The following is an 18,494-nucleotide window of genomic DNA, read 5'->3' as shown; positions in this document are numbered from 1 at the left end:
TCGGTTAGGCTCCCTGCCGATGTCTGCGAACGAGGAAGCCCCTCATGGCCGGTAAATTGCGTGCGCGCCTACGCAATCAGGACGCGCTGAACGATCGGCCGGACTACACGCTGGTGGGTGTGCTGCGCATTCCGGAGATCCTGCGGAGCCCGGCCCGGGCGATCTTCCGCCGGGTCCTGATGGCGGTGGCCGTCCTCATGCTCGCGGTGCTGGTGGTCTACATCGACCGGGACGGCTACCGGGACGCCCAGGAGAACGAGCTCTCTTTCCTGGACTGCCTCTACTACGCGACCGTCTCGCTCTCGACCACCGGGTACGGCGACATCACGCCGATCACGCCGAGCGCCCGGCTCATCAACGTCATCCTCATCACGCCCCTGCGCGTGATGTTCCTCATCATCCTGGTCGGCACCACCCTCACGGTCCTCACCGAGCGGTCCCGCCAGGCATTCAAGATCCAGCGTTGGAGGCAGTCCGTGCGCAATCACACCGTCGTCGTCGGCTACGGCACCAAGGGCCGCACCGCGGTCGAGGCGATGCTCGGCGACGACATCGCGCCGTCGGACATCGTGGTCGTCGACACCGACCAGGCGATGCTCGACGCGGCGGCCGGCCTCGGCCTGGTCACCGTGCTCGGCAACGCCACCAAGTCGGACGTGCTGCGACTGGCGGGGGTGCAGAACGCGGCGTCGATCATCGTCGCCGCCAACCGCGACGACACCGCGGTGCTGGTGACGCTCACCGCCCGCGAGGTGGGTCCGAAGGCCAAGATCGTCGCCGCCATCCGGGAGAGCGACAACGCGCACCTGCTGCGCCAGTCGGGCGCCGACTCGGTGGTCGTGTCGTCGGAGACCGCGGGCCGCCTGCTCGGCATCGCCCGCACCACCCCGACCGTCGTGGAGATGATCGAGGACCTGCTCACCCCGGAGGCAGGATTCGCCATCGCCGAACGCGAGGTCGAGCGGGACGAGATCGGCGGTTCGCCGCGGCACCTGGCGGACATCGTGCTCGGCGTGGTGCGCGAGAACCGCTTGTTCCGGGTCGGCGAGCCCGAGGTCGACGCGGTGGAGGAAGGCGACCGGCTCCTCTACATCCGCCGGGTCACCAAGTAGTCCGTCGTCGGCACCTAGGGTTGGGTCCGTGGCTGACTTCCAGATGACTGACCAACCGCTCCTGTCCCGTTCGGCGCTCGACCGGGCCGAGGAACTGCGCGCGGACACGGACGCGCTGCGGGCGGGCTGGGCGGACGCGTCGGTGCTGCGGGTCACGCGGCGAGGCCAGGTGCGGGTCGACGGCACCCGGCTGCTGCTCGAACCCGCCGCCGGCCTCGGCGACGAGCCGGTGCCGGGTGCGGTGTTCCTGGGGAGGCGCGACGGCCGCCACCTGTGGGCGGTCCGGGTCGCGGCGCTGACCGGCGAGCTCGGCGACCTGCGGCTGATCGGCCACCGGCTCGACGACTCCAGCGCCGGCCTGCTGACCACCGCGGTGGCGGTGCTGAACTGGCACGACAGCGCGGGCTTCAGCGCCGTCGACGGGGCGCCGACCACGCCGACGATGTCCGGGTGGTCACGGCACAGCACCAGTACCGGCCACGAGGAGTTCCCGCGCACCGATCCGGCGGTGATCTGCCTGGTCCACGACGGCGCCGACCGGGTGCTGCTCGCGCGCGGACCGCACTGGCCGGAGCGTCGCTTCTCCGTGCTGGCCGGGTTCGTGGAGTCGGGCGAGTCGCTGGAGACCTGCGTGATCAGGGAGATCTCCGAGGAGGTCGGGATCAGGGTTCGCGACGTGCGCTACCTCGGCAGCCAGCCCTGGCCGTTCCCGCGGTCGGTGATGATCGGGTTCTCCGCGGTCGCGGACCCCGACGCGCCCCTGGTCTTCGCCGACGGCGAGATCGTGGAGGCGCACTGGTTCGGCCGCGACGAGGTGCAGGCGGCCCTGGCGGCGGGCGACTGGACGACGGACACGGACGCGCGCCTGCTGGTGCCCGGGTCGGTGTCGATTGCCCGCGGCATGCTCGAGGCGTGGGCCAAGGCCTGACGGCCCGGCCCACGCCGGGGGGACTGCTACAGACCCAGGGCCTTCTTGACGTCGGCGAGCGTCGGGTTGGTGGCGGTGCTGCCGTCGGCGAACTTCACGGTCGGTACCACGTGGTTGCCGCCGTTGACCTTGCCGACGAACTCGGCGGACGCGGGATCGTCCTCGATGTCGATCTCGACGTAGCTGATGCCGGACTCGTCGAGCTGCTTCTTGAGTCGGCGGCAGTACCCGCACCAGGTGGTGGAGTAGATGGTCAGGGCGGTGGCGGTTTCAGTTGCAGTCACGGCGGATACAACACCACGACCGCCGCGAGTTGTTCCAGTTGCCCACGCGATGGGTCCGATGTCGGTGGTCCCTGACAGAATGGCCGTCATGTCAGCCGCCGACACCGACACCGGTCTGGACCCTCAGCAGTCGGCCGCAGTACTGGCCCCGCGCGGCCCTGTCTGTGTGCTCGCGGGGGCCGGGACGGGCAAGACCCGCACCATCACCCGACGGATCGGCCACCTGGTCGCGGGCGGTCACGTCTCCGCCGGGCAGGTGCTCGCGGTCACGTTCACGGCCCGTGCGGCCGGCGAGATGCGGGCCCGGCTGCGCACCCTCGGCATCGGGGAGGGCGCCAGCCAGGTGCAGGCCCGCACCTTCCACGCCGCGGCGCTGCGCCAGCTGCGCTACTTCTGGCCGCAGGTGGTCGGCGACACCCCGTGGGAGCTGCTGGACCGCAAGTTCACCATCGTGGCGCAGGCCGCGAACCGGGCCGGCCTGTCCACCAGCACCGAGAGCGTCCGGGACCTCGCCGGCGAGATCGAGTGGTCGAAGGCGTCGCTGATCGCGCCGGAGGACTACGCGGCGGCTGCGGCCCGCTCCCGGCGCGAGCCGCCCGCGGACCCCGGCAAGGTCGCCGACGTGTACGCCGCCTACGAGGCGCTCAAGGTCCGCGGCGACGGCATGCTGCTGGACTTCGACGACCTCCTGCTGCACACCGCCGCCGCACTCGAGGAGAACTCCTCGGTGGCCGAGGAGTTCCGGGACCGTTACCGCTGCTTCGTGGTGGACGAGTACCAGGACGTGACGCCGCTGCAGCAGCGGGTGCTCGACGCGTGGCTGGGGGACCGCGACGACCTCACCGTCGTCGGCGACGCGAACCAGACCATCTACTCCTTCACCGGCGCCACCCCGCGCTACCTGCTCGACTTCTCCCGACGGTTCCCGGACGCCACCGTCGTCCGCCTGGAACGGGACTACCGGTCCACCCCGGAGGTGGTCTCCCTGGCGAACCGGGTGATCGGCGCGGCCCGCGGCCGGATCGCCGGCTCCCGGCTGCAGCTGATCGGTCAGCGCGCACCCGGGCCCGAGCCGGAGTTCGCCGAGTTCGACGACGAGCCCGCCGAGGCGGCGGGAGTGGCGAAGGCGATCCAGAAGCTCATCGCCGCGGGCACCCCGGCCGCGGAGATCGCGGTGCTGTACCGGATCAACGCGCAGTCGGAGGCGCACGAGCAGGCCCTGACCGAACTCGACATCCCGTACCAGTTGCGTGGTGGCGAGGGCTTTTTCATGCGGCAGGAGGTCCGGCAGGCGGTCTCCGCGCTGCGTCAGGCCGCGTCCCGTGACGACCTGCCCGAAGGCGCCGACCACGGCCCGGCCCTGGTCACCCTCGTCCGCGCGGTCCTGGTGCCGCTCGGGCTCACCGACACCGAACCGGTGGGCGCGCAGGCGCGCGAGCGCTGGGCCTCGCTGGGCGCACTGGTCCAGCTCACCGAGGACCTGCTCACCCACGAGCCGGACCTGGACCTGGCCGGGCTGCTGCGCGACCTCGCCGCCCGGGCCGAGGCCCGGCACCCACCGACGGTGCAGGGCGTGACGCTGGCCTCGCTGCACGCGGCCAAGGGGCTCGAGTGGGACGCGGTGTTCCTCGTCGGGCTCGCCGACGGCACGCTGCCCATCGCGCACGCGCTGGGGGACAGCAAGTCACCCGGTGACGAGGCGGCGATCGAGGAGGAGCGGCGACTGCTCTACGTCGGCGTCACCCGCGCCCGCGAGCACCTGCAGCTGTCCTGGGCGCTGGCCCGCAACGAGGGCGGCCGCAAGTCGCGGCGTCGGTCCCGCTTCCTGCACGGCCTGATCCCGGAGGACTCGCCGGCGTCCCGGATCGCGGCGCCCGCGGCAACGCCGAAGAAGCGGCCGCGCTGCCGGGTGTGCGGCAAGCCGCTGCTCGGCACCGCGGCGACGATGCTCGGGCGCTGCGAGTCCTGCCCGTCGAACCTCGACGCCGCGTTGTTCGACTCGCTCAAGGCCTGGCGGTCCGAGAAGTCGAAGGAGCTGAAGGTGCCTGCCTACGTGGTGTTCAGCGACGCCACGCTCACCGCGATCGCCGAGCAGCAGCCGAAGGACGACCGCGGCCTGGTGGCGATCCCCGGGATCGGCGCGGCGAAGCTCGAGCGGTACGGGGAGGACGTCCTCGCGGTGGTGCGGGGCGAGAACCCGGTCGGGGACCCGGAACTGGCGCCGTGACCGGATTGTAGGAAAACCGCAGGTCAAAAATGGGTTGTGCGGTTTGTAGGAGACCGCATACCCTGGTTTCCGACGCGGCGAGCTTCGGCTCGCCGTCGTTGGACCAAACAAGGAACCACAGTCCGCACGAGGGAAAGGGAGGTGATTGGCAATGATCGATTGGAACGGCAGCGCGCCAGGCGTCGCAGCGACCACTCGCATCGCTCCCGCCGCTCACCTGCCCGCGGCAGCGTGGTCGGCGACGCCGAATCGCGTCCTGCGCCATCGCGCAGCAGATGCACTCCTCGCAGTGCATGCAGCCGACGCAGCAGCCCTCTCGTCCGTGCCCAGGAGTAGACCCCGAGTCAACACTCGGTAGGAATCACCTCCTTCCTCTCGGCCACGGACGCACCAGCGGACCGTGGCCTTCTTGTTTCGAGCACCAAGCTCCAGGCCCGGCTACAGGTTCGCACCACGACCTGACACCACCGAAGAAGCCTAAGGAGCATGACGTGCCAACCGTCACCTGCCGAGACGATTTCCGGACCGCCACGAGCGAGCCGACCGTGATCGGCGTCGTGCGACGCGAGCTGCCGTGCCGAGCCGACAACCCCGACCTCTGGTTCGCGGAGACCCCTGCCGAACTCGAACAGGCCAAGTCCCTGTGCGTGCAGTGCCCCATCCGCGCCCGATGCCTGAGCGCGGCCCTCGACCGTGCCGAGCCGTGGGGGGTGTGGGGCGGCGAGATCCTCGACCAGGGTGTCGTCATCGCCCGCAAGCGTCCCCGCGGTCGCCCCCGGAAGGTGGCGGTCTGCGCCTGACCGACGGGTCGGCGGCGGATCAGAGGTCGTAGTCGACCACGACGGGGGCGTGATCGCTCATCCGTCGGTCCGCCGCCGGTTCGCGGTCGGTGCCGGCGGCGACGGCCGTCCGAGCGAGCCTCGGTGTCGCGAGGTGGTAGTCGATGCGCCAGCCGACGTCGTTGGTGAACGACTGCCCCAGCCACGACCACCAGGTGTACGGGCCGTCGGTGTCCGGATGCCGGCTGCGGACCACGTCCACGAGCGTGCGCGGCGAGAGGATCGAGTCGAACCACTGACGTTCCTCGGGGAGGTAGCCCTCGGCCTGAGCACTGCGCCGCCAGTTCCGCACGTCGTGGTGGGTGTGCGCGATGTTGAGGTCGCCCATGAGCAGCAGTTCCCGGCCCTGGGCGCGGGCGTCGCGGCGCGAGCGCGTCAGCTGACGCGCGAAAGCGTCGAGGAAGCGCATCTTGCGCTCGTAGCGGGCGCCGCCGTCCGGCGCCTCACGCATCCGCCCCGGCTTCTGCAGGTGTGCGGGGAGGCCGCCCTTCGGCAGGTACAGCGACGCCACCGTGATCGGCGCGTCGGCGAGGTCCACCTCGAGGTAGCGGCCCTGATCGGCGAACTCGCGCAGTCCCCGTGCCAGCGAAACCGAACCGAGTTCGACTGTGTCGGTGTGAGTTTCATCGGGCGCTCGGAGCAGTGCGGTGCCGGTCCAGGTCCGTACCGCCGCGGGCGCGCGCCGGGTGAGGACGGCGACGCCGTTACGCCCGGCGAGGGTCCCGGCGTCGTAGGCGAGGTGGTACGGGCCGAACACGTCGGGGGGAATCGCGGACGCGGGTGCTCGCAACTCCTGCAACGCGACCACGTCGGGGCGCCGCTCCCGCAGCCACTGCTCGAAACCCCGCCGCTGCGCGGCCCGGATGCCGTTGAGGTTGAATGTCGCGATCCGCACGATCGCACAGTGTAGGCAGCGCGTTCACGACGGCACCGAGCACTCGGTGCGCCGGCGAGGGGCCGTTGTCACTCGGCCCGCTGCACCTCGTCGGTGAAGCCCGGCAGCCACTGCGTCAGGATCCCCATGTACGGTGCCTCCGCGTCGAGTTGCGCGCAGATCCCGACGGACCCGAGCAGCACCCGGAAGATCATCACGTACTCGGCCGGCATGTTCAGTGCCCGGGCGGTACGGAAGTGCTGGGAGGAGAAGTCCGTCGCCGTGCCCGCCGCGCGCTGCAGCCACGTCCGGGTGAAATGGAAGGACTCGGTGTGGATCGGGTCGGTGAACGGACGCAGGTAGTCGGAAATCTCCTGGTGGGTGACCGTCTTGCCGGGGAGCACGAATCCGTTGTCGCGCAACAGTTCCGTGAGCTCCTTGAACCGCTGGTCGAGGGCGAGGCGGACCATCCGGCCCAGTACCCGGGGCAGGCCGCCGGGCATCGGGGCGCAGGCACCGAAGTCGAGCACGCCGAGTCGGCCGTCGGGCAGCATCATGAAGTTGCCCGGGTGCGGGTCGCAGTGCAGCAGACCCACCCGGGCCGGGGAGGCGAAGTGGAACTCGGCGAGCAGGGCCCCGGCACTGTTGCGCTGGAGAACGGTCCCCGTGGTGATGATCGTCGACAGCGGCGTCGCCGACATCCACTCGCTGACCACGACCTTCGGTGCGCTGGCGACGATCTTGGGGATCGCGAACTTCGGGTCGCCGTCGAACTCGGCCGCGAATGCGCGCTGGTTGTCCGCCTCGATCCGGTAGTCCAGTTCGTCCTCGGTGCGCGCGCTCAGTTCGTCGAGGACCGGCTTGACGTCCGCGCCCGGCATCACCGAGTTGAACATCCCGGCGAGCCGCGACAGGGTCTTGAGGTCTGCCCGCAACGCCTCGTCGGCCCCGGGGTACTGCACCTTCACCGCCACGTCGCGGCCGTCCGACCACACCGCGCGGTGCACCTGGCCGATGCTCGCCGAGGCCGTGGGCACGTCGTCGAAGCTGCTGAACCGTTCGCGCCACTTGGTGCCGAGCTGGCTGTCGAGCACCTTGTGCACCTTGCGGGCGGGCAGCGGCGGTGCCTCGGCCTGCAGCTTGGTCAGCGCGTCCCGGTACGGCTCCGCGAACTCCTCGGGCACCGCGGCCTCCATCACGCTCAGTGCCTGCCCGAGCTTCATGGCCCCGCCCTTGAGCTCGCCGAGCACGGTGAACAGCTGTTCGGCGGCCTGCGAGGCGAGCTTCGCGTCTATCTCCCCGCGGTCGCCGCCCGCCAGCTTGCGTCCGAACCCGACGGCGGCCCGGCCCGCGATACCGATCGGAATGCTTGCCAGTTTGGCGGTGCGGGCGGAGCTGCGGCGGGGGATGTCAGACACCACTCCATCATGTCTGACGATCCGCCGGTTCGCCCACCGCCCCGGGCTCGGTGGGCGGCTCGTGACATCCGCACCGGGGATGTCGCCGCCACCGCCGCCTGATCAGCGCCGGTGACGAGACGTCCAGTTCGAGGGTGGTGTCGAGCGTGGCGGGCGGGTGCGCCGGGTTGACGTCGAGGACGGTGTCCAGCTCGCCCAGCGCCAGGCCGACGGTCGCCAGCACCGTGGCCTGCTCGGCGTGTCCGACCGCACCGAGTAGCTGCGCGGCCAGGTGCGGCCACTCGGGGTCCCGGTCGCTGCGGGTCAGGTCCGCGCAGCGCAGGCAGCTGGTGCGGCCCGGCAGCACCAGTGGCCCGACGATGCCGCGGCCGTCGCGCAACCGCACCTGCAGGTGGGGGACCCGGGCGGCGACGAGTTCGGCGACGAGCCCGGGGTCGGGCACCAGGTCGTCGGCGAGCACGACGCAGTCCGCCCGGCGGGCCGACCGCTCCGCGGACCCCTCGAGCGGGCGCGACCGGCTCAACCGAAGCCGACCCCGGGTCAGCGCGGTCGCGAGGCCGTCCGAGAGCGGGCCACGCCCGTGGATGTGCACGGATCGATCCGCACCGCTGGCGGCGGGGACGAGCAGGTCCGCCGCGGCGAGTTCGGCGAGGATCCGGGCGATGTCGACGAGGCCGATGCCGATCAGGTGCGCCTGCCAGAGCACGTCGGGACGCGAGTGCCGGCCGTCGAGCAGGCGCAGCAGCCCCGCCAGCGCCGCGGGCGCCACACCCTCGGGCGCGGCGAGCAGCAGGGCGCGCTCGGGGTCCCAGCCGAGCTGGAGGGTGCCGCTGGGCCGGAGCAGGACCGGGATCCGCGGATCGAGCTGCGGTCCGGCGGCGGGGACGGGGGCCGGTGCCATGCACCGACTCTGTCAGCCCCGTCCGCCGCGACGGCCGCTCCGGAGCCGGTTGTCCACAGGCTCACGGCCCCCGGACCAGGTGTTTCGTGTCTTCTCCGGATCTGTCGAAACTCGACGGATCAGTCGGTCGGGCGCTCCGGGTCCGCGGACGGTCCACGGCCCTCTTCCCGCTCACGGGCCTCGGTCTCCTCGAGCAGGGCCATCGGGTCGAAGGTGCTCGAATCGCCGCCGATCACCCGGTCGACGAACGCCGCGGTGTCGTCGAGGTCGCTCGGGTCAGGCAGCAGGTCCGGGTGCGCCCAGACGCCGTCGCGTCCCTCCATGCCGCCGGCCTCGGTGAGCTGACGCCACAGCTGCGCGGCCTCGCGGACCTTGCGGGGCCGCAACTCGAGGCCGACGAGGGTGGCAAAGGTCTGCTCGGCCGGTCCGCCGGTCGCGCGGCGACGACGCAGCGTCTCGCTGAGCGCGGCCACGCCGGGCAGCCGATCACCGAGAGCGGCCGCGACCACCGTCTCCACCCAGCCCTCGATCAGGGCCAGCAGCGTCTCGAGGCGTTCGAGGGCCTGCTTCTGCTCGGGGGTGGTCTGCGGTTCGAAGGCGCCCTGCTGCAGGATCTCCTGGATCTTCGACGGATCGGTCAGCGCGCTCGGGTCGATGCCCTGCGCGGCCTCCTCGATCGCGGAGAAGTCCATCCGGATGCCACGCGCGTACTCCTCGACGGTGGCGAGCAGTCGCTGACGCAGCCACGGCACGTGCACGTACAGCCGCTGGTGCGCGGCCTCGCGGGCGGCGAGGAACACCAGGATCTCGCGGTCCGGCTGCTCGAGGCCCTCGCTGAACTTCTCGATGGCCGTCGGCAGCAGCGCGGCCACTCCGGTCGGCCCCAACGGCAGGCCGATGTCGGTGGAGCTGAGCACCTCGGAGGAGAGCTGGCCGAGGGCCTGGCCGAGCTGCGAGCCGAACGCGAGTCCGCCCATCTGAGTGAGCATGCCCATCATCGGCCCGGCCATCTCGCGGGCCTCCTCGGGCAGGCCGGAGGCCCACATGCCGGAGATCTGCTCCGCGACCGGGTCGCACAGCCGCTTCCAGGTGTCGAGGGTGTTGTCGAGCCAGTCGGCCGCCGTCCATGCGACCGTCCGGGTGGCGCCCGCCGGCAGCGTCGTCGCCCCGTCGAGCCACAGCTCGGCGAGGTGTGCGGCGTCCGCGACCGCGGAACCGGTGCCCTCCGCGATCGGGGCGACTGTGCCCAGCTGTTGCTTCGCGAGCTGCTTGGCGACGTCGTAGTTCACCGGCCCGGCGGAGCCGCCGGAGCCCATCGAACTGCCCATGCCGCTGAGCATCTGGCCGAACTGGGTCAGCATCTGGCCCAACGCCGCCGGGTCGAAGCCCTGCGCACCGAGACCGAACGGATCGCCCTGGCCTCCCTGGCCGGGCCCCTTGTCGGGGTCGGAGTCGTCGTCGGAGTTCGAGAAACCAAACGGCAGATTGCTCATATCTCAACGGTACAAGGCGACGCGGCGTGTGGTGACACGGGAAATGACGCCGAGGGCGAACATCACCGCGACCCGCGGGCCTCCTCTACTCTCCCGCCGCCGGCCGACCTCTACGCTGGGCCGGGTGAATCGACGGATTGTCACCCTGGTCGCTGCGCTCGTGCCGGTGCTGGCGCTGTTGCTGTTCGGGATGTCGGTGACGGTGCCGTTCGTGGCGCTCGGTCCCGGCCCCACCTTCAACACCCTCGGCGAGGTGGACGGCAAGCAGGTCGTCGAGATCAAGGGCACCGAGGTCGATCCGACGTCGGGCAACCTCAACATGACCACCGTCTCGGTGCGGGACGGGCTGAACATCTTCGAGGCCTTCGGCTACTGGCTCAGCGGCCGCCACGGACTGGTGCCGCGCGAGGAGGTGTACCCGGCGGAGAAGACCCGGGACCAGGTCAAGGAGGAGAACACCCAGGAGATGCAGCAGTCGGAGAGTTCCGCCGAGCTGGCCGCGCTGAATTACCTGAACCTGCCGGTCGCGGTCGAGGTGTCCGACGTGTCGGCGGACGGGCCGGCCGCCGGGGCGCTGCGCGAGGGCGACCAACTGCTGACGGTCAACGGTGAGCCGGTGCGCACCGTCGGCGAGGTGCAGAAGGCCGTGGCCGCGCTGAGCCCGGGCACGGTGGTCCAGATCGGGGTCCGGCGTGACGGCCAGGACCTGACGGTGCCGGTGACGCTCGGCGAACGGCCGGGCGGACACGGCGCCGGTTACCTGGGCATCACCCCGACGGAGAATCCGGAGGTCCCGTTCACCGTCGACTTCAACCTGGCGGAGGTCGGCGGGCCGTCGGCGGGGCTGATGTTCACCCTGGCGGTGATCGACAAGCTGTCTCCGGGCGAGCTGAGCGGCGGGGAGTTCGTCGCTGGCACGGGCACCATCGACTCCGGCGGCGACGTCGGCCCGATCGGCGGCATCCAGTACAAACTGATCGCCGCCCGCGACGCCGGTGCGACCACCTTCCTGGTGCCGGCGCGCAACTGCGACGAGGCCCGCCAGCGCACCCCGGACGGGCTGCGACTGGTCAAGGTGGAGAACCTCGACGGTGCGGTCGAGGCGCTGGACTCGCTGAACGCCGGCGGCGACGCGCCCGCCTGCTGATGAGGTGGCTGCTGTTGGTCGGCGCGATCGTCAGCGAGGTCACCGCCACGCTGTCGCTGCGCGCGGCCGTCGACCACCCGGGGTGGTACGTGCTGGTGGTGGCCGGTTACGGCGCCTCGTTCGTGTTCCTGGCGGCGGTCCTGAAGCGGCAGATGCCGGTGGGCGTCGCCTACGGCATCTGGGGCGCGAGCGGGGTCACCGCGACCGCGATCCTGGCGGCCTGGCTGTTCGGTGACGCGCTGACCTGGCTGATGGGTGCGGGGATCGTGCTGGTCATCGGCGGCGTCCTCGTCGTGGAGGTGGGTTCGCAGAAGGCCGAGGAGGCGCGGGCGCGGGCACTGGCCGACACGGACGTGCCGGTCGGGTCGGAGCTGTCGCGGTGACCTGGGTGCTGCTGATGGCCGCGATCGTGCTGGAGGTGACGGCGACGCTGAGCCTGAAGGCGTCCGACGGCTTCACACGGCGCCGGTGGATCGCGCCCGTGGTCCTGGGCTACCTCGCGTCGTTCGGGCTGATCGCGGTGGTGCTCGCGCGGGGCATGGCGGTGGGGGTGGTCTACGGCATCTGGGTGGCGTGCGGTGTTGCGCTCACCGCCGTCCTCGGCCGCGTGGTCTTCGGCGAGCCGCTGACCAGGACGATGCGTTTCGGCATCGCCCTGATCATCGGCGGCGTGCTGCTGATCGAGCTCGGCTCGGTCGCGGGCTGACCCCGTGGCCTGAGCCGACCGCGTGTCGGTCTGCGCCCGGACTCAGTCGTCGTCGGAGGCGTCGAACGTCGCGTACAGCGCGTGCACCAGGTTCGGCGCGAGGTCGTCGTAGGTGACCAGTTCCGGTTCCGCGTCGTCGTCGTCCTCGGGCATCAGTTGCAGGACGCAGGCGGACGGCCCGTCCCGCAGCACCGCGGCGATCAGTCTGGCCGCGCGCCGCTCCGGGTGGGCCTGGGCGGTGGCCCGGGCGATCTCGTCGGCGGCGTGCTCGTCGGTGAGCACCGGCGCGACCGCGTGGTCCAGGTCGGACTCGGCGGTCGGCGGCAGCACCACGATCTCCTGCACCAGGACACACCCGACGACGCCCTCGGGCCAGCTGGTGGTCGCGAGGAACTCGTCGAGGGCGGGTGACMCGCCGCCGACGTCGTCCGGGAACGGCTCCTGCTCGATCGGGGTCAGCTCGGCGCCGTCCTCGAGCTGGTCGTGCAGCTCCGGCTCGGCGGCGGCCAGCACGGCGGTCGGGACGAGGGCGAACATCTGCGGGGGCCGGCCCCAGCCGCCCGCGTCCGCGAAGTCGGCGACCTCGCGCACACAGCGCGGCAGGGCGTCGGGGGAGAGGTCTGGCTGGTAGCCGTAGTCGAGGCCGTCGAAATCACTCACCCGACCATCCTCCCACCTCGCCGGGACGGCAGGCGCCTTGCCGGTCCGCGAATCGACGTACAGTGGACGACAACCACGGCGGTGCACGTCACCGCCGCAACCGCGGCGCCTGGCGTGCCGCCTGAAATACGGAGAGTGGCACGTGGGCATGCGGCCCCCCACCGGTCTACCGACGTTGTCCCGACGGAGCCGAGTGTTGTTGGTGCTGGCACTCGTTGCGGCGGCGCTGCTGCTGATCGGACCCCGGCTGATCGACACCTACACAAATTGGCTGTGGTTCGGCGAGGTCGGCTTCCGGGAGGTCTTCACCACGGTGCTGTTCACGCGCGTGGCGATGTTCGTCGTCTTCGGACTCCTCATCGGTCTCGCCACCTTCCTCGCGTTGTTCCTCGCGTACCGCAGCCGGCCGGTGTTCGTGCCGGTCGCCGGACCGAACGATCCGATCGCGCGGTACCGCACCACGGTCATGAGCCGGCTCAAGGTGTTCGGGGTCGGTATCCCGATCGCGATGGGCATCCTCGCCGGCCTCATCGCCCAGTCGAACTGGGTTGCGGCACAGATGTTCGTCCACGGCGAGTCGTTCGGGATCACGGACCCGCAGTTCGGACTCGACGTCGGGTTCTACGCCTTCGACCTGCCGTTCTACCGGCTGGTGCTGAACTGGCTGTTCGTGGCGGTCATCCTTGCGTTCCTCGCTAACCTGCTGACCCACTACGTCTTTGGCGGGCTGCGGCTGAGCGGGCACGACGGCGCGCTGACCAAGTCCGCCCGCATCCAGCTGGCCGTGCTGGCCGGTACCTTCGTCCTCCTCAAGGCCGTTGCCTACTGGTTCGACCGTTACTCCCTGCTCACGAGCGGTCGTAAGGAGCCCACCTTCACCGGTGCCGGCTACACCGACATCAACGCGGTGCTGCCGGCCAAGCTGATCCTGCTCGCCATCGCGGTGATCTGCGCCCTCGCGTTCTTCTCCGCGATCTTCATGCGGGACATGCGGATTCCGGCGATGGCGACCGGTCTGCTGGTGCTGTCCTCGGTGCTGGTCGGTGCGGTGTACCCGCTGGTGGTCGAGCAGTTCTCGGTCAAGCCGAACGCCGCGGACAAGGAGAGCGCGTACATCGAGCGGAACATCGCGGCCACGCGCGAGGCGTACGGCATCACCAACGAGCAGGTGACGTATCAGCCGTACTCGGGTGACGGCACCGCGGCGCCGCGCGACGTGCCGGCCGACGTCACCACCATCGCCAACGCGCGCCTGCTGGACCCGAACGTGCTCTCGCCCACCTTCACGCAGCAGCAGCAGCGGCAGAACTTCTACGGGTTCCCTCCGACCCTGGACATCGACCGCTACACGATCGCCGGCTCGATGGCCGACTACATCGTGGCGGCCCGCGAGCTCTCGCCGAACAACCTGCAGGGCAACCAGACCGACTGGATCAACAAGCACACCGTCTTCACGCACGGTGACGGACTGGTGGCGGCGCCCGCCAACCGGGTGACGGCCCCGGTGCTGGACCCGACCCRGGACTCCTCGAACAACGCGGGATACCCGATCTACACGGTCAGTGACATCGCGTCGCTGGCCGAGGGCAAGCAGATCATCAAGGTCGACCAGCCGCGAATCTATTACGGCGAGGTGATCGCCCAGGGTGCCGAGGACTACTCGATCGTCGGCGGTACGCCGGGTTCGGCGCCGCGGGAGTACGACACGGACACCACGAAGTTCACCTACGACGGCCAGGGCGGCGTCCCGCTCGGCAACTGGGTCAACCGTCTGGCGTTCGCGGCCAAGTACACCGAGCGCAACATCCTGTTCTCCGGCACGATCGGCTCCGACTCGAAGATCATCTTCAACCGGGACCCCCGCGACCGCGTCGGTGAGGTGGCCCCGTGGYTGACCACGGACGGCGACGCCTACCCCGCGGCGGTCGACGGGAAGATCGTCTGGATCGTCGACGCCTACACCACGCTCGACAACTACCCGTACGCGCAGCGCAGCTCGCTCGAGGGACTGGTGGCCGACAGCGTCGACGCGAACACCGGCCGACTGCTCCCCAAGAAGGAGGTCTCCTACATCCGTAACTCGGTGAAGGCGACCGTCGACGCGTACGACGGCACGGTGAAGCTCTACCAGGTGGACGAGAAGGACCCGGTCCTCAAGGCCTGGATGGGGGTGTTCCCCGGCACGGTGGAGCCGCAGAGCGAGGTCACCGACGAACTGCGGGCGCACTTCCGTTACCCGGAGGACCTGTTCAAGGTGCAGCGCGAGATGCTCGCGAAGTACCACGTGGACGATCCGCGAGAGTTCTTCACCAACAACGCCTTCTGGTCGGTGCCCAACGAGCCGACCGTCGAGAACTCGAAGGAGAACGAGCCGCCGTACTACGTGCTGGTGGGGGATCAGGAGACCGGGGACCCGTCGTTCCGGCTGACCAGCCCGATGGTCGGGTTCCGCCGGGAGTTCCTCTCCGCCTACATCACGGTGAACTCCGATCCCAAGGACTACGGCAAGATCACCGTGCTGCAGCTGCCGATCAACAAGCAGACGCAGGGGCCGGCGCAGTCGCAGAACTCGATGATCTCCGACGCCCGGGTCGGCTCGGAGAAGGCGCTGCTGGAGAAGACCAACAAGATCCAGTACGGCAACCAGCTCGCGCTGCCCATCGCGAAGGGCGGCATCCTCTACGTGGAGCCGATGTACACCGAGCGCAGCGGGGCCAACACGGCGACCTTCCCGCAGCTGACCCGGGTGCTGGCCAGCTACCAGGAGCCCGGTCCGACCGGCCGCATCCGGGTGGGTTACGCCGCCACCCTGGCCGAGGCGCTTGACCAGGTCTTCGACGGCGGGACATCCGGCACCGCAACGGCTCCGGGCGGTGGCGCGACCACGCCGCCGCCGAGCGGTGGCACGCCGCCCGCACCGGAGACGGCGCCGGCACCGCTCGCGCCGAACGCGGCCGCGGTTGTCGGGGAACTCGACGCCGCGCTGGCGAACCTGCGCGCGACGCAGCAGAGCGGTGACTTCGCCGCGTACGGCGCCGCGCTCGATCGACTGCAGAAGGCGGTCGACGCCTACCAGGGCCTGCCGAAGTAGGTCCGGCAGCACACGAGGAAGGCCCCGCCATCAGGCGGGTTCACGCGGTCGTCGCAACACTCTCGATTGAGAGGTTGCGGCGACCGTGTCGTTTTCGGAGGATTGTGCTCGTTTCGGTGATCGGTTGGCGCGGCTGGTCGATTCCGGGGTGTCGGTCAAGGAGGCTGCCGCGTCACTGGGGCTGCCGCGGCACCGGTGCTACGCGATCCTGCGCGCGGCCGGTCGTCCTGTGGGTAGGCCGCGTGGCTCCCGTCGTGAGGCCGATCGGCCTGGGATCGTGTCGGTGTTCACGGCAACGGGGTCGATCAACCAGGCAGCGAAGTCGTGCGGGGTTGCCCACTCGGTCGCCCGACGAATCCTGGTGGACGAAGGGCTGGTCAGCGAAGCCCGACAGCTGGTGGGGAAGGCGGAGGCTCGACGCCGGTTCCTCGAACTCGTCCGACTGGGCTGGTCGACGGCCCGTGCTGCCCGGGATGTCGGGGTGAACGAGCGCACCGGTCGGGACTGGCGCGACGGGATCCGCAAGATCGGCAACAAACGTGTTCACAACGACGGGACGGTCATGGATTACGGCCGTGGTGCCCGATACTCGTTGCCTGTGAAGACGACTCGCGGGGGCGGCCCCGCTGCGATCAGCAACCGGTACCTGTCCCTGCCGGACCGGCTGGTGATCGCCGACGGCCGGCTGACGGGCCAGTCGCTGCGGACGATCGCCACCCGACTCGGCAAGAACGTCTCGACGATCTCGCGGAGGTCCGAGCCCGCAGTGTCGACGGGGTGTATCTGCCGTACCAGGCCGACCGGGGCGCGGCGGCCGCTCGTGCCCGGCCGAAGCAGTCCAAACTGGTGGGCGACCACAACCTGCGTGACGTGGTGGAGGACGGACTGTCGCGGCGGTTGTCGCCGGAACAGATCTCCCACCGTCTCCGCAGGGACTTCCCGGACGACGAAAGCATGCGGGTGAGCCACGAAACGATCTACCAGGCCTTGTACCTCCAGGCCCGCGGTGGCTTGAAAAAGGAAGTGCAGCAAGCACTTCGGACCGGGAGGGTGAGGCGGAAGTCGCGCCGCGACCCGGACCGGCGCACCCCGCGGTTCGTCGACCCCATGATCATGATCAGCGACCGGCCTGCCGAGGTGGAAGACCGGGCGGTGCCCGGGCACTGGGAGGGCGACCTGATCATGGGTGAGGGCAACAAGTCCGCGATCGCCACCCTCGTCGAACGCAGCACCCGTTACACGATGCTGGTGCACCTGCCGGGCAGCCACGACGCCGAAACCGTCCGCGACGGTCTGATCGCGACGATCTCGACCCTGCCGGCGCACCTACGGGGATCGCTGACCTGGGATCAGGGCTGCGAGATGGCCAAGCACAGGCAGTTCTCGCTGGCCACCGACATGGCGGTCTACTTCTGCGACCCGGCCAGCCCCTGGCAACGCGGCACCAACGAGAACACCAACGGACTCCTGCGGCAGTACTTCCCCAAGGGCACCGATCTGAGCGCCTTCGGACCCGAAGACCTCGAACACGTCGCTCAGCAACTCAACGGCCGACCACGCAAAACGCTCGACTGGGAAACCCCAGCCGAGCGTCTGCGTGATCTACTTACCGCCTGATGCCAGGCAGTGTTGCGACGACCCCCTGAAACCGCCTCATCGATGGCGGGGCCTTTCCGGTCGACGGGGCGAGCGAAGCGACGGGGGATGTCTCCGGGTCAGCGGGCGAGGCTGGCCAGGAAGACGTTGTTCGAGTCGATCAGCTGCTTGACCTGGTCGCCGTAGCCGACCTGGTGGGCGGCCGCGACGGCAGCATCGGTGGCCTGCTTCACCTGGTCGGCAGAGGGCGCCGGGAAGCTCGGGGGCAGGACCGGCACGGCGGGAGCGGCCGGGGCGGCCGCGGCCGGGGCGGCGGGCGCGGGCTCGGCGATGGGTGCCGGCGCCGGGGTCTCCTCGGCGGCGGTGGTCAGGTACTGACCGCAGTGCGGCCACGCGCCGGGGCCCTGGCTCTGCAGGGTGTTCTCGGCGACGCGGATCTGCTCGGCCTTCGAGGCGCCGTGGGGGGAACCGGTGCCGCCGTTGGCGGTCCAGGTGCTCTGCGAGAACTGCAGGCCGCCGTAGTAGCCGTTGCCGGTGTTGATGCCCCAGTTGCCGCCGCTCTCGCACTGCGCGACGCCGTCCCAGTTGTGGGTGGCGGCGGAGGCGGTGCCGGTGGCGAGACCGAACGGGACTGCGACGAGGGCGCCGGTGACGGCTGCAAATCCAAGTGCGCGGGTGCTGAGCTTACGAGTCGTCATGCGGGTGAATCCTCTCCGCGCTTGCTGACGGGGCCGGCCTGGGCGGTCGAAACTGTCGACCTTGCCCGGCATCGAGATGGCGCCGCGTCCCTGCCCCTCGAAGGTTTTGGGGTTCCGATCCCGCGGGGCAGAGTCGTGCAGCGGCGGGTCGGCTCAGCCCGGTTGTTTCGGGCCGGTGGCGACCGTACGCATCAAAACGAGGCGGGTCACTTAGCTGAACGTTTGTTCAATCCATGGGTTTGGGGGCGCGGATTCCGGCGTTTCCCCAGCTCGCGCCGCATCGTTGCCGGTTAGGTGCGAGTTTGTTACCTGTCCGTTATGTGGCTGGGATCACCGGCATTTTGTGCCCCCGGTCACCCGTCGGACCCTCCTCGCCGGGGTCGAACTGGCGATTTGTGTTCCGTTCGCACACTCGTGTAACTTCGTTCATGCATCGCGGGGTGGAGCAGCTCGGTAGCTCGCTGGGCTCATAACCCAGAGGTCGCAGGTTCAAATCCTGTCCCCGCTACCAAAGTACGAA

The 18,494-nt window shown here is 70.3% G+C and carries 15 protein-coding genes, 1 tRNA gene and 1 pseudogene; 10 read left to right on the top strand and 7 right to left on the bottom strand.

Annotated elements, in window-relative coordinates; genetic code table 11:
• The first annotated feature begins 44 nt into the window (after positions 1-44).
• Together AC1DU4_RS21320 and nudC are read left to right on the top strand one after the other, a co-directional pair.
• Positions 45-1,112: a potassium channel family protein gene (locus AC1DU4_RS21320; RefSeq protein ID WP_477843213.1), complete on the top strand. Its 1,068-nt coding sequence runs from the start codon at positions 45-47 to the stop codon at positions 1,110-1,112.
• A gap of 43 nt (positions 1,113-1,155) precedes the next feature.
• A complete protein-coding gene (nudC, locus tag AC1DU4_RS21315) occupies positions 1,156-2,040 on the top strand; it encodes an NAD(+) diphosphatase (protein WP_477843226.1) in 885 nt (294 codons plus the stop codon).
• 26 nt (positions 2,041-2,066) lie between these two features.
• On the opposite strand, the gene AC1DU4_RS21310 is transcribed toward nudC, so the two are convergent.
• Complete coding sequence (locus tag AC1DU4_RS21310; RefSeq protein ID WP_072843551.1) at positions 2,067-2,324, bottom strand: mycoredoxin; 258 nt, start codon at positions 2,322-2,324, stop codon at positions 2,067-2,069.
• Between the two features lie 88 nt (positions 2,325-2,412).
• On the opposite strand from AC1DU4_RS21310, the gene AC1DU4_RS21305 reads away from it, so the two are divergent.
• A complete protein-coding gene (locus tag AC1DU4_RS21305; protein ID WP_477843211.1) occupies positions 2,413-4,551 on the top strand; it encodes an ATP-dependent DNA helicase UvrD2 in 2,139 nt (712 codons plus the stop codon).
• Positions 4,552-5,096: 545 nt separating this feature from the next.
• Positions 5,097-5,351: a WhiB family transcriptional regulator gene (locus AC1DU4_RS21300; RefSeq protein ID WP_174556673.1), complete on the top strand. Its 255-nt coding sequence runs from the start codon at positions 5,097-5,099 to the stop codon at positions 5,349-5,351.
• Between the two features lie 19 nt (positions 5,352-5,370).
• Here the strand turns inward: AC1DU4_RS21300 and AC1DU4_RS21295 are convergent, their stop codons facing one another.
• The 4 genes from AC1DU4_RS21295 to AC1DU4_RS21280 all read right to left on the bottom strand — a co-directional run bounded on the left by AC1DU4_RS21295 (position 5,371) and on the right by AC1DU4_RS21280 (position 10,076).
• Complete coding sequence (locus AC1DU4_RS21295) at positions 5,371-6,285, bottom strand: exodeoxyribonuclease III (RefSeq protein ID WP_477843209.1); 915 nt, start codon at positions 6,283-6,285, stop codon at positions 5,371-5,373.
• Positions 6,286-6,353: 68 nt separating this feature from the next.
• The gene (locus AC1DU4_RS21290) at positions 6,354-7,682 is read right to left on the bottom strand and encodes an ABC1 kinase family protein (RefSeq protein ID WP_477843207.1); all 1,329 of its coding nucleotides are present in this window, start codon (positions 7,680-7,682) and stop codon (positions 6,354-6,356) included.
• A 7-nt stretch (positions 7,683-7,689) separates the two neighbouring features.
• Positions 7,690-8,583, bottom strand: a complete 894-nt coding sequence (locus tag AC1DU4_RS21285) for a hypothetical protein (RefSeq protein ID WP_477843205.1) — start codon at positions 8,581-8,583, stop codon at positions 7,690-7,692.
• 119 nt (positions 8,584-8,702) lie between these two features.
• Positions 8,703-10,076: a zinc-dependent metalloprotease gene (locus tag AC1DU4_RS21280; RefSeq protein ID WP_477843203.1), complete on the bottom strand. Its 1,374-nt coding sequence runs from the start codon at positions 10,074-10,076 to the stop codon at positions 8,703-8,705.
• 124 nt (positions 10,077-10,200) lie between these two features.
• Here AC1DU4_RS21280 and AC1DU4_RS21275 point away from each other — a divergent pair, with 124 nt between their 5' ends.
• Genes AC1DU4_RS21275 through AC1DU4_RS21265 form a run of 3 tightly spaced genes read left to right on the top strand, consistent with a single transcriptional unit; the run spans position 10,201 to position 11,929 of the window.
• A complete protein-coding gene (locus AC1DU4_RS21275; protein WP_477843201.1) occupies positions 10,201-11,223 on the top strand; it encodes a YlbL family protein in 1,023 nt (340 codons plus the stop codon).
• On the top strand, positions 11,220-11,606 hold the full coding sequence (locus AC1DU4_RS21270; protein WP_477843224.1) for a DMT family transporter: 387 nt from the start codon (positions 11,220-11,222) through the stop codon (positions 11,604-11,606). The genes AC1DU4_RS21275 and AC1DU4_RS21270 overlap by 4 nt, the downstream gene beginning before the upstream one ends.
• The gene (locus tag AC1DU4_RS21265; protein WP_477843199.1) at positions 11,603-11,929 is read left to right on the top strand and encodes a DMT family transporter; all 327 of its coding nucleotides are present in this window, start codon (positions 11,603-11,605) and stop codon (positions 11,927-11,929) included. The genes AC1DU4_RS21270 and AC1DU4_RS21265 overlap by 4 nt, the downstream gene beginning before the upstream one ends.
• Positions 11,930-11,971: 42 nt before the next feature.
• On the opposite strand, the gene AC1DU4_RS21260 is transcribed toward AC1DU4_RS21265, so the two are convergent.
• Positions 11,972-12,589 (bottom strand): PPA1309 family protein, encoded by a 618-nt coding sequence (locus tag AC1DU4_RS21260; RefSeq protein WP_477843197.1) that lies wholly within the window; start codon positions 12,587-12,589, stop codon positions 11,972-11,974.
• A 142-nt stretch (positions 12,590-12,731) separates the two neighbouring features.
• Between AC1DU4_RS21260 and AC1DU4_RS21255 the strand changes: the two genes are divergently transcribed.
• Both AC1DU4_RS21255 and AC1DU4_RS21250 read left to right on the top strand, forming a co-directional pair.
• Complete coding sequence (locus tag AC1DU4_RS21255) at positions 12,732-15,680, top strand: UPF0182 family protein (RefSeq protein ID WP_477843195.1); 2,949 nt, start codon at positions 12,732-12,734, stop codon at positions 15,678-15,680.
• 442 nt (positions 15,681-16,122) lie between these two features.
• Positions 16,123-17,297, top strand: a pseudogene (locus tag AC1DU4_RS21250) (IS30 family transposase).
• A 98-nt stretch (positions 17,298-17,395) separates the two neighbouring features.
• Here AC1DU4_RS21250 and AC1DU4_RS21245 read toward each other — a convergent pair.
• Entirely contained in the window at positions 17,396-17,974 is a 579-nt protein-coding gene (locus tag AC1DU4_RS21245; RefSeq protein WP_477843193.1) for a transglycosylase family protein, read from the bottom strand.
• A gap of 434 nt (positions 17,975-18,408) precedes the next feature.
• Here AC1DU4_RS21245 and AC1DU4_RS21240 point away from each other — a divergent pair.
• Positions 18,409-18,485: transfer RNA gene (locus AC1DU4_RS21240), tRNA-Met, on the top strand.
• Positions 18,486-18,494 lie beyond the last annotated feature (9 nt).

Source organism: Rhodococcus sp. P4_F5 (assembly GCF_056401315.1).
The sequence above is the reverse complement of the archived record's forward strand: the minus strand, read 5'-3'. Positions and strand labels throughout refer to the sequence as shown.